Raw genomic sequence first — 10,471 nt, forward strand, 5'->3', positions numbered from 1 at the left:
ACAGCGGGGACGCGGTGGGACGGGCCCGAGGAGGGTCAGTCGGCCCCGTGGGCCTCGTTCACACAGCGCAGGACGGGCCGCTTCGCCAGTGCCGACGGATCGGGGAGCAGGGCGCCGGTGACCTCGAAGGCCGCCTGCTCACCGGGCAGCAGGGTGATCAGCGCCCGGTCGGTCTCGGCCGCCGGGTCGAGCCGGTCGGGGAACAGCGCGAGATCGCGTACGAGGGTGTGCGCACTGACCGTGACGCGGTAGCCGTCGCCCCCGCCCGGACCGAGCGGCTCGACGCGGGCGGTGAGTTCCGCGCCGGGGAAGGCCACCTCGGTGTCCTCCGCGTAGAACTCGACGACACGCTGCCCGCCGAGCTCCGCGACGAACAGCTCCCGCGTCTTGTCGCCCGGCTCGGTCAACTCGGCCGGGAGCTCGACGCGCGACACCGACCGTGGCGCGCAGCCCACCGGCAGCTCCGCCTCCGCGAGCACGGCGCCGGACAGGGAGCGCCGGGCCGCGCGCAGGGTGCCCTCCCAGATCCGCGGACCGTCATTGACCACGTACACCGCTCCGTCGCGCACGACGAGGATCCGGTCGGCGTACGCCTCGCGCAGCGCGTACCAGAGCGGTTTGCGCCGGCCCTCGCCGTCGACGGCCGACCAGGAGACGACCGGCCAGCAGTCGTTGAGCTGCCAGACGACCGTGCCCATGCAGTACGGGGCGTGGGAGCGGAAGTGCCGGATGCCGAAGGCGACGGCGCGGGCCTGGTTGAGCTGGGTGAGCCAGTGCCAGTCGTCGAGGTCGCGGGGCTGCGGAAGATGGTCGCCCAGGCCCCGCAGGAGCTTTCCCTGGCCGTCGTCGGCCTTCTGGTGTGCGGCGAGGAGCGGGGAGTCCAGGGCGAGTTCACCGCTGACCGCGGTGCGCAGGGTGCTGTACGCGGGCGGGCCCTGGAAGCCGAACTCGGCGACGAACCGGGGCACATGATCCGCGTAGGTGCGGTAGTCGACACGGTTCCACACGTCCCACAGATGGACCGTTCCGCGGGTCGGGTCCTGCGGGGGACGGCTGGGGGCACCGGAGTAGGGCGAGCCCGGCCAGTAGGGGCGGGTGGGGTCGAGTTCCGCGACCAGGCCGGGGAGGAGACGGTGGTAGTAGCCGTGGCCCCAGGTCCGGCCCTGGAGTTCGTCCTGCCAGCCCCAGTCGGCGTACCCCTCCAGGTTCTCGTTGTTGCCGCACCACAGCACCAGTGAGGGGTGCGGGGCCAGCCGGACGATGTTCTCCCGGGCCTCGGCCGCGACCTCGTCGTACAGCGGCTGTTCCTCGGGGTACGCGGCGCACGCGAAGGGAAAGTCCTGCCATACCAACAGGCCCTTCTCGTCGGCCAGTTCGTAGAAGTCGTCACTCTCGTACAGGCCGCCGCCCCAGACCCGTACCAGATTGGCGCCGGCCTCGGCGGCCTGGTCGAGGCGGGCGGCGATGCGTTCGCGGGTGAGGCGGGACGGGAAACAGTCGTCGGGGATCCAGTTGACGCCGCGGACGAAGACCGGTTCGCCGTTGACGGCGATACGGAAGGCCTCGCGTTCCAGCTCGACGCCCCGGAAGCCGGTCCGGGCGCGCTGTTCCTGCTCGCCCAGGCGCACGGTGACCTCGTACAGGGGCTGCTCGCCGTAGCCACGGGGCCACCAGAGTTCGGCGCCCGGGACCGAGAGGCTGACCCGGCCGCACGAGTGGCCCTCGGGAACCGTGAGCCGGGCCCGCTCTCCCGCGACCTCCACCTCGGCCGTCAACTCGCCCGTGCCGTCGAGCCGGTCGACGTCGAGCGCCACGGTCAGGCGCGGGACGCCGTCGGTGCCCGTGTCCGCGAGCAGCCGCATTTGGGCGATACGGTCCCCGCTGTACGACTCCAGGGTGACGGGCCGCCAGATACCGGAGGTGACGAGCGTGGGCCCCCAGTCCCAGCCGAAGTTGCAGGCCATCTTGCGGATGAAGGGGTAGGGCTCGGAGTAGGCGCCCGGGCGATCGCCGAGTCGGTCGCGCAGGTCCTCGGCATAGGTGTAGGGAGCGGTGAAGCGTACTTCGAGGGTGTTGTGGCCCTCGTGCAGCAGCTGGCGCACCGGGAAGCGGTAGCCGCGGTGCTGGTTGGCCGTCTCGCCGAGGACCGTGCCGTTGAGGCTGACCGCGGCGACCGTGTCGAGTCCGGCGAACAGCAGGTCGGTGCGGTCGTGTCCGTCGCGCCGCCAGGTGAAGGTGGTGCGGTACGTCCAGTCGGTGCGGCCGATCCAGGTCAGTCGGGTCTCGTTGTCGTCGAGGTAGGGGTCGTCGATGAGGCCGGCGGTGAGCAGGTCGGTGTGGACGCAGCCCGGGACGGTCGCCGTCACTCCCCCGGCGGGCAGTGTCACCGGGATGTCGGCGTCCGTGCTCAGTCGCCAGCCGTCGTGGAGGTGGAGGCGTGTGATCACTGCTGGGTCCTTCCGCATTCCGGGAGTCGGGCGCAGGCGACGTGGTGGTCGGGCTCCAGTTCGTGCAGGTCCCCGGTGGCGCCGGACGCGTGGTAGAGGCAGACCTCGACGGGTTCCGGGTCGCTCCAGTCGGCGCCGAGGCGGGGCACGGCGGCCAGCAGACGGCGGGTGTAGGGGTGCTGGGGGTCGCCGAACACCTTCTCCGTGGCGCCGCGTTCGACGACGCGACCGTGGCGCAGGACGACCGTCCGTTCGGCGAGGTAGGTGCCCAGCGACAGGTCGTGGGTGATGTAGAGGACCCCGAGACCGCGCTCGCGCAGGTCGCCGAGGAGGTTGAGGACGTCGATACGGGTCGAGGCGTCCAGCATGCTGGTGATCTCGTCGGCGACGAGGAACTCCAGGTCGAGCAGGAGGGTGCGGGCGATCAGAAGTCTCTGGAGCTGACCGCCGCTGAGCTGGTGCGGATACTTGCCGAGCACCTGAGCGGGGTCCAGACGCACATCGCGTACGGCCTTCTCCACGCGGGTACGCCACTCGGCGGCCGGCACCTGGGGATGATAGGCATCCTTGATCATCGCGAAGACGCGGTCCGCTCTGAAGACCGGGTTGAAGCAGCTGAACGGGTCCTGGAACACGCCCTGGACGCGGCGGTGGTACTCCTTGCCGGAGCGTACCGGCTCACCGTCGAGAGTCAGCGACCCCTCGCTGACCTGGGTGAGACCGAGGATCATGCGGCCGATGGTGGATTTGCCACTGCCGCTCTCGCCGATCAGGGTGACGACCTCGCCCGGGGCGATGCCGAAGGAGACCCGGTCGACGGCGGTGACGCCCTGTCCGGAGAACGTCCCCGTGCGAAACGTCTTGGTGACGCGGTCGAGTGTCAGCATCAGGCCTTCCAGCACGCTACGTGGTGACGGGGGGCGACCTCCACGACCGGCGGCCGGTCGGCGCACTGATCGTCGGCCAGCGGGCAGCGGTCGCGGAAACGGCAGCCGGTGGGCGGATCGAGCAGGGAGGGCGGGCTGCCCTCGATCCCCGTGAGACGGCCCTCGGAGCGGCGCACCCCGACCTGCGGGAGGGCACCGAGCAGCCGGCGGGTGTAGGGGTGTCGGGGCCGGGTGGTGAGGACCTCGGCGGGGGCCTTCTCGGCGAGCAGTCCCGCATACATGACCATGATGGTGTCCGCGATGTGCGAGGTGAGCGCCAGGTCATGGGTGATGAACACCATGCTGGTGACCAGGCCCCGGTCGCGCAGTCCGACGAGCGCCCCGGCGACCGCCTTCTGGTTGGAGACGTCGAGTGCGGACGTCACCTCGTCGGCGATCAGGAGCGAGGGGTCGAGCAGTGTGGAGATCACCATGACGGTGCGCTGCTTCATGCCACCGGACAGCTCGATCGGATAGCGCTCCAGGATGTCGGGTTCGAGGCCGACGAGGGCGAGACGGCGGTGGAGTTCGGGGGTGTCGACCTCGGCGCCGCGCGCGGCGAGCAGTTCGCGGATCATCCTGCCGATGCGGCGGGTCGGGTTCATCGCGCTCATCGAGTACTGCGGCACGAGGGAGATGCGGCGGAAGCGGAAGGCGTTCATCGCCCGGTCGTCGGCGATGGGTACGTCCTCGCCGTCGAGGGTGATGGAGCCGCCGGCATGGCGCATCCGGCCGTCGAGCCGGATGAGGGACTTGCCCAGCGTGGTCTTGCCGCAGCCGGACTCGCCGACCAGGCCGAGTATCTCGCCGTCGGCGATGCCGAAGCTCACGCCGTCCAGGGCGCGGACCTCGCCGCGCAGCGTGCGGTAGTGGACGCGGAGGTCGTTGACGGTCAGGGTCATGCGGTCTACGACTCCCTCAGCTTCGGGTTGAACACCTCGTCCAGACCCACATTGGCGACATAGAGCGCACCGACGACGGCGGTGATGCCGATCCCCGGGGGCACGAACCACCACCACATCCCGAGTTGGAGGGCGCTCCACTGCTGGGCGCTCTGCAGCATCAGACCGAGCGAGACGCCCTCGGTGGGGCCGAGGCCTATGAAGTCCAGCGAGGAGGCGATCAGGATGGAGCCGCCGAACAGCAGGATGAACGTCATGAACAGGTAGGAGCTCATGTTCGGCGCGATCTCGCGGAAGATGATCCGCCAGGTGCGGCTGCCGCTGAGCCGCGCCAGGTCGACGAACTCGCGCGAGCGCAGGCTGAAGGTCTGGGCCCGGATGGCGCGGGCCGCCCACGGCCAGGACGTGAGGCCGATGAACAGCCCCTGCACACCGACGCTGCGCACGCCCAGGTAGGCGTTGGCGATGAGCAGGACGGCCAGGGACGGGATCACCAGGACGATGTTGGTGAGCATGGTGAGGATCTCGTCGACGATGCCGCCGCGGTAGCCGGCGAGAAAGCCGACCAGCATCGCGACGATCGCTGCGATGCCGCCCCCGATCACGCCGACGAGGAAGGTGGAGCGCAGCCCGTACACGAACTGGGCGTAGATGTCCTGCCCGAACGTGGTCGTGCCCAGCCAGTAGGTGCCGTCGGGCGCGGCGGCCTGCGGGCCGACATAGGCGTTGGGGTCCGAGGAGTCCAGGAACAGCGGTCCCAGCACTCCGGTCCCCAGCAGGATCAGCACGATTGCGAGCCCGATGAGGAGCTTCGGGTTACGGACCGCGTAGTGCAGGCTCTCACGGCCCGGGGTGAGTGCCGGTGCGGCGGCCTCGGAGGGGCCGACGGTCTTGTCCGGCGTGTCCGGCGTCGGGGTGCCCGACGGCTGGGGCGGTGTGCTCACGACTGTCCTCCCGCCATGCCGGTACGGGTACGGGGGTCGACGACGACGTAGACGAGGTCGATGAGGAAGTTGGCGATCAGGACGCCGATCACGATGAACAGGAACGTGCCCTGCAGCAGGAAGAAGTCCCGGTTCTGGATGGCCGCCAGGATCAGGTTGCCCAGGCCCGGGTAGTTGAAGACGATCTCGGTGACCAGCGCGCCGGCGACCAGGACGCCCAACTGCAGTGCCAGTCCGGTGATCTGGGGCAGCACGGCGTTGCGGAAGGCGTACCGGCGGATGAGACGGTGGGGTGCGCCGAGCGCGGCCAGATAGGTGGAGTAGTCGGACTCCAGCTCGTAGATGATCATGTTGCGCATGCCGATCGCCCAGCCGCCCAGGGCCACCAGGAAGAGGGACAGGAAGGGGAGCACCCAGTGGTGCAGGGCGTCCAGGAGGAAGTCGGCGTTCATGCCGGGCTGGATGTCGAGGCTGTAGCCGCCGGAGACCGGGAACCAGCCGGCCTTGGCGCTGAGCAGCCAGGCGAGGATCACGGCGATCCACATGTACGGCATCGCGGTCAGCACATAGCCGGCGGGCAGCACGGTGTTGTCGAGGATCTTGCGGCGGGCGGCGAGCGCGCCGAGCCAGTTGCCGGCGAACCAGCTGAGCAGGATCGCCGGGATCATCAGGGCCAGGGTGTAGGGCAGTGCGTCGAGGATGACCTCGCTCACGGGCTTGGGGAACACCCAGATGGACAGGCCGAAGTCACCGTGCACCAGTGACGACCAGAAGTGCAGGTACTGCTGCCACACGGGCTGGTCGAAGCCGAACAGGTTGTTGTAGTAGGCGCGCATCGCGTCCACCGCCTCGGGTTGTGACACCCGGGCGCGGGAGATCATCGCTGATACGGGGTCGCCCGGCATGAAGCGCGGGATCATCCAGTTCACGGTGACGGCGACGACGAACGTCAGCGCGTAGACAAGGAGTTTTCGGGCGAAGTAGCGGGCCAAGGGGGATCTCCCGGATCGGCGCGGCGGCTGAAGGTGGGGGAGGGGCCGGGCGGGGCCCCTCGGTCCGCGACCGCTGCCACAGGGCGGTCGCGAGCCGGGGGCCGCGCCCCTTTCGGGGTGTGGGCCCGGAGACCCGAGGTGGTGGTGCCGCTGGATCCGTCGCCCCTCGCACGGCCACGGGTCCGGGACCGCTCCCGGGCCGGAAGGGTCACTTGGCGGGCTTGAGCTTGGTCAGCATCTCGAAGCCGCCCATCTCCAGCCAGTTGCGCCACAGGGCGGGCGCATAGTGCGAATCGCCCTTGTCGGAGGGCCAGTTCGTCCATGCGCCGGTGGTGGCCTGCGACCAGAGGCCGTTGTACCAGAGCGGGATGACGGGCATCTCCTTGAGCTGGATGTCCTGGATCTTGGAGATGACCGCTTTCATCCCGGCCTCGTCGTCGGTCCGCACGCCACCGAGCTGCTGGACGAGGTCCCAGGCCTCCTTGTTCTCGTAGCGGCCGAAGTTGACCGTGTTCTGCTGCTTCTGGACCGGCAGCTGGAACATGTACTCGTAGTAGGTCCACGGGGTGTTGGACAGTTGGCGCTCGTTGTTGATGACGAGATCGAAGTCCCCCTTCCCGCGCAGGTCGTTGAGCGCGTTCTGGTCGGGGAAGTCCGTGGTGATCCGGATGCCCGCGTCCTTCGCGCCGGCGGCGATGACCTTCGCGGCCTCCATCCAGTCGGTCCAGCCCGTCGGCACCTGCAGCTTCAGCTTGATCGCCGAGCCGTCCTTGTTCTCGACGTAGCCGTCTCCGTCGGTGTCCCGGTAACCGGCGTCCGCCAGCATCTTCTTGGCTGCCGCGGTGTCGAAGGAGAAACCCTCCTTCGCCGTCAGGGACGTGTCGATGTACTTGTCCCATTGCGGAAGCAGTCCGGTCGGGTCCGCGGGCTTGACCAGATCGCCGTAGACCCCCTTGACGATCTTGCCCACGTCCACGGAGTAGGCGAGTGCCTTGCGGAAGGCGGGGTCGTCCATCGGCTTCTTGGTGGTGTTGGGCACCAGCCAGGCCGTGTTGGCCGACTGCATGTACGGCGCCTGGTCGTAGTACGAGACGGCCTTGTGGGCCTTGATCATGGACGCGGCGCCCGGCAGGAAGTTGTTGCTCAGGTCGAGTTGGCCCTGGTTGAGCTGGCCGATCACGACCTCGTTGCTGGGGTTGGAGATGTCGACGATGTACTTGGGGGCGGGCTTCATGCCGAGCGCCTTCACACCCCACCAGTCGTCGCGCCGCTGCCAGATCACCCGGTCCTGGGAGTGGCTCTTGAGGGTGTACGCGCCGGAGACCACGGGCTTGTCGTTGACACCGTTGAGCACCTGCTCGTCGGAGAGCTTGCTCCACACGTGCTCGGGCACGATGGGCTGCCCGTAGAGAGTGAAGTCCCACTCCTGGTAACGGGCCTGCTTGAAGGTGAAGCGAACGGTGTGGTCGTCGACCGCCTCCGCCTTGGACAGCCAGTCCCACAGCGTGTGGAAGCTGGACGCCTCGATCTTGCCGATCTCGTACGAGTAGACGACGTCCGCGGCGGTCATCGGCTTGCCGTCCGACCAGGTGATGCCGGACCGCAGCTTCATCTCGTACGTCTTGCCGCCGGTCCAGGAGCCGGACTCGGCGAGCCAGGGTGTCAACTTGCCCTGGTTCGGATCGAAGTGGAACAGGGTCTCATAGGCCAGGCCCTTGGTGCCCGTCGCATGGTCCCAGTTGCGCAGCGGGTTGTAGTTGGCGGGCGGGCCCCATTGGGTGCCGGTCGTGTACAGGGTTTCGTTGCGAGGCATCGCGCCACCGCCGGAGGTACCGCCGCCCTTGTCGCCGTCGGTCGACGAGCCGCCGCTCGTACAGGCCGTGGCGATGAGCCCGCCGACGGCCAGCAAGGTGAACCATCGCGCCCGGATACGCATCGGGGTCACTCCCTCCCCGCCCGTCCCTGAGCGGAGTAACTGAACCGGGTAAGTGCTGGGAAGTGTCAATGCGCACCGAGCCCGTGTCAATACGCGCGGGAGCGCTCCCATGCCCCGGAACTCCCGGAATCTCGGGCTCCTGTGACCCCCGGTCGGGTATCCCGAGGTGACGGGCGTCCGCGCTAGGATGCCGCTGGAGTCACGAAACGGTTAAGTGAGGTTGGATGACCAAGCGGCGCCCCACGATCGCCGACATCGCGCGTCGTGCCGGAGTCTCCAAAGGGGCGGTGTCCTACGCGCTCAACGACCGCCCCGGCGTCTCGCCCGTCACCCGGGCCGAGATCAAGAAGATCGCGCGTGAGATCGGCTGGCGCCCGAACAGCGCGGCGCGCGCGCTCACCCGGGCGCGCGCCGACGCCGTGGGGCTCGTGCTGTCGCGGCCCGCCCGGGTCCTGGGCTCCGAACCGTTCTTCATGGAACTCATCAGCGGTATGGAGGACGAACTGGCTGCCCGGGGCAAGGCCCTGACCCTTCAGGTGGTCGGCGATCCCGCGCAGGAGATCGAGATCTACGGCCGCTGGTGGGGCGAGGGACGGGTGGACGGCGTCTTCCTGACCGATCTTCGCGCACCCGACCCCAGGATCGAGCTGATGGGAGAACTGGGCCTGCCGGCCGTGGTCGTCGGACATCCCAGCGGGGCCGGTGACCTGCCGGCCGTGTGGTCGGACGACGCCGCCGCCCTCGGCGAGACGCTGCGCTACCTCAGTGCGCTCGGGCACCGCTCCATCGCCCGTGTCGCGGGCCTTCCCGAGCTCGACCACACCGGGCGGCGCGACCGGGCCCATCTGCGCGTCTGCGCCGAACTCGGCCTGGACGAACCGATTCTGGTGCACACCGACTACTCGGGCGAGGCAGGGGCACAGGCGGTGCGGGGACTCCTGATCGGCCCACGGCGCCCCACCGCGATCGTCTTCGACAACGACATCATGGCGGTGGCCGGGCTCTCGGTCGCCCAGGAACTGGGCGTCGACGTGCCGGGCGAACTCTCCCTCGTCGCCTGGGACGACTCACAGCTGACACAGGTGGTACGGCCGCCGCTCACCGCCCTCAACCGCGACATCCCCGCCTACGGGACACACGCCGCGCGCACACTGCTCACCCTGATCGAGGAGGGCTGCGCCGAGTCCGTCGAAGACACCCCGGCCCGCCTCATCCCCCGGGGCAGCACAGCCCGGGCACACATCCCCTCCACCCCGCCGCCCGGGGCGAACGACTCCTGACACTCACCCGGGCGGTGGTGTGACCACCGCTGACTGTGCTCATGTCGTTCAGGCAGGGGCTGTCTCGGAGCTTCCGAGGGCGTTCAGGATGTGCTCGGCGGCCAGGGTGGGTGTCAACTCGCCGTCCATGACCTGCTTTTCAAGGGTCGGTGCGAGAGCTCGTACCGCCGGGTCGGCGTGCAGGCGGCTGAGGAGTTCGTCGCGGACCATGTTCCAGGTCCAGTCGACCTGCTGTTCACGGCGCTTGGCGGCGAGGCGTCCGGTCGAGTCCAGCAGGGTGCGGTGCTGTTCGAGGCGTTCCCAGACCGTGTCCAGGCCGCTGGACTCGCGCGCGCTGCAGCTCAGCACGGGCGGGGTCCAGAACGCGTCCCTGCCGTGCATCAGCCGCAGCGCGCCCGCCAACTCCCGTGCGGCGGCGCGGGCGTCGCGTTCGTGCGGGCCGTCCGCCTTGTTGACGCTGATCACATCGGCCAGTTCCAGGACGCCCTTCTTGATGCCCTGCAGCTGGTCTCCGGTGCGGGCCAGGGTGAGCAGCAGGAAGGAGTCGACCATGTTCGCGACCGCGGTCTCGGACTGCCCGACGCCGACCGTCTCCACCAGGATCACGTCGTAGCCGGCCGCCTCCATCACCACGATCGACTCCCGGGTCGCCTTCGCGACCCCGCCCAGCGTTCCCGCGCTGGGGGAGGGGCGGACGAAGGCCGCCGGGTCCACGGCCAGCCGCTCCATGCGGGTCTTGTCGCCGAGGATGGAGCCGCCCGTACGGCTCGAGGACGGATCGACGGCGAGTACGGCCACCCGGTGCCCGAGCGAGGTCAGCATGGTGCCGAACGCGTCGATGAACGTGGACTTGCCCACGCCGGGCACCCCGCTGACGCCGATCCGCCGGGCGCGGCCGCTGTGCGGGAGCAGCGTGGTCAGCAGTTCCTGGGCCAGCACCCGGTGCTGGGGTCGGGTGGACTCGACGAGTGTGATGGCACGCGCGACGACGGCGCGCTTCCCGTCGAGGACACCCTTCACGTAGGTGTCGAGGTTGATGGCCAT

General features: G+C 69.3%; 8 protein-coding genes. 1 reads left to right on the forward strand and 7 read right to left on the reverse strand.

Features of this window, described 5'->3' with window-relative positions; genetic code table 11:
* Nucleotides 1-35 precede the first annotated feature (35 nt).
* The 6 genes from CP978_RS30030 to CP978_RS30055 form a co-directional block, all read right to left on the reverse strand.
* Complete coding sequence (locus CP978_RS30030) at nt 36-2,447, reverse strand: glycoside hydrolase family 2 protein (RefSeq protein WP_227745511.1); 2,412 nt, start codon at nt 2,445-2,447, stop codon at nt 36-38.
* Nucleotides 2,444-3,334 (reverse strand): ABC transporter ATP-binding protein, encoded by an 891-nt coding sequence (locus tag CP978_RS30035; RefSeq protein ID WP_043449847.1) that lies wholly within the window; start codon nt 3,332-3,334, stop codon nt 2,444-2,446. The genes CP978_RS30030 and CP978_RS30035 overlap by 4 nt, the downstream gene beginning before the upstream one ends.
* The gene (locus CP978_RS30040) at nt 3,334-4,275 is read right to left on the reverse strand and encodes an ABC transporter ATP-binding protein (protein ID WP_043446039.1); all 942 of its coding nucleotides are present in this window, start codon (nt 4,273-4,275) and stop codon (nt 3,334-3,336) included. Before CP978_RS30040 ends, CP978_RS30035 begins: the two co-directional genes overlap by 1 nt.
* A 5-nt stretch (nt 4,276-4,280) precedes the next feature.
* Nucleotides 4,281-5,219, reverse strand: a complete 939-nt coding sequence (locus CP978_RS30045) for an ABC transporter permease (protein ID WP_043446042.1) — start codon at nt 5,217-5,219, stop codon at nt 4,281-4,283.
* Entirely contained in the window at nt 5,216-6,211 is a 996-nt protein-coding gene (locus CP978_RS30050) for an ABC transporter permease (RefSeq protein WP_043446045.1), read from the reverse strand. The genes CP978_RS30045 and CP978_RS30050 overlap by 4 nt, the downstream gene beginning before the upstream one ends.
* Before the next feature lie 208 nt (nt 6,212-6,419).
* Nucleotides 6,420-8,147, reverse strand: a complete 1,728-nt coding sequence (locus CP978_RS30055; protein WP_043446047.1) for an ABC transporter substrate-binding protein — start codon at nt 8,145-8,147, stop codon at nt 6,420-6,422.
* A 224-nt stretch (nt 8,148-8,371) separates the two neighbouring features.
* On the opposite strand from CP978_RS30055, the gene CP978_RS30060 reads away from it, so the two are divergent.
* The gene (locus CP978_RS30060) at nt 8,372-9,427 is read left to right on the forward strand and encodes a LacI family DNA-binding transcriptional regulator (RefSeq protein ID WP_052454375.1); all 1,056 of its coding nucleotides are present in this window, start codon (nt 8,372-8,374) and stop codon (nt 9,425-9,427) included.
* 48 nt (nt 9,428-9,475) lie between these two features.
* On the opposite strand, the gene meaB is transcribed toward CP978_RS30060, so the two are convergent.
* Complete coding sequence (gene meaB / locus CP978_RS30065) at nt 9,476-10,471, reverse strand: methylmalonyl Co-A mutase-associated GTPase MeaB (protein ID WP_043446050.1); 996 nt, start codon at nt 10,469-10,471, stop codon at nt 9,476-9,478.

The sequence above is a fragment of the Streptomyces nodosus genome, from assembly GCF_008704995.1.
GTDB lineage: Bacteria > Actinomycetota > Actinomycetes > Streptomycetales > Streptomycetaceae > Streptomyces > Streptomyces nodosus.

What these genes read in the sequence shown, in the direction of transcription:
- meaB (WP_043446050.1), bottom strand. Translation starts at nt 10,471, where the DNA reads ATGGCCATCAACCTCGACACCTACGTGAAGGGTGTCCTCGACGGGAAG.
- CP978_RS30035 (WP_043449847.1), bottom strand. Translation starts at nt 3,334, where the DNA reads ATGCTGACACTCGACCGCGTCACCAAGACGTTTCGCACGGGGACGTTC.
- CP978_RS30060 (WP_052454375.1), top strand. Translation starts at nt 8,372, where the DNA reads ATGACCAAGCGGCGCCCCACGATCGCCGACATCGCGCGTCGTGCCGGA.
- CP978_RS30055 (WP_043446047.1), bottom strand. Translation starts at nt 8,147, where the DNA reads ATGCGTATCCGGGCGCGATGGTTCACCTTGCTGGCCGTCGGCGGGCTC.
- CP978_RS30040 (WP_043446039.1), bottom strand. Translation starts at nt 4,275, where the DNA reads ATGACCCTGACCGTCAACGACCTCCGCGTCCACTACCGCACGCTGCGC.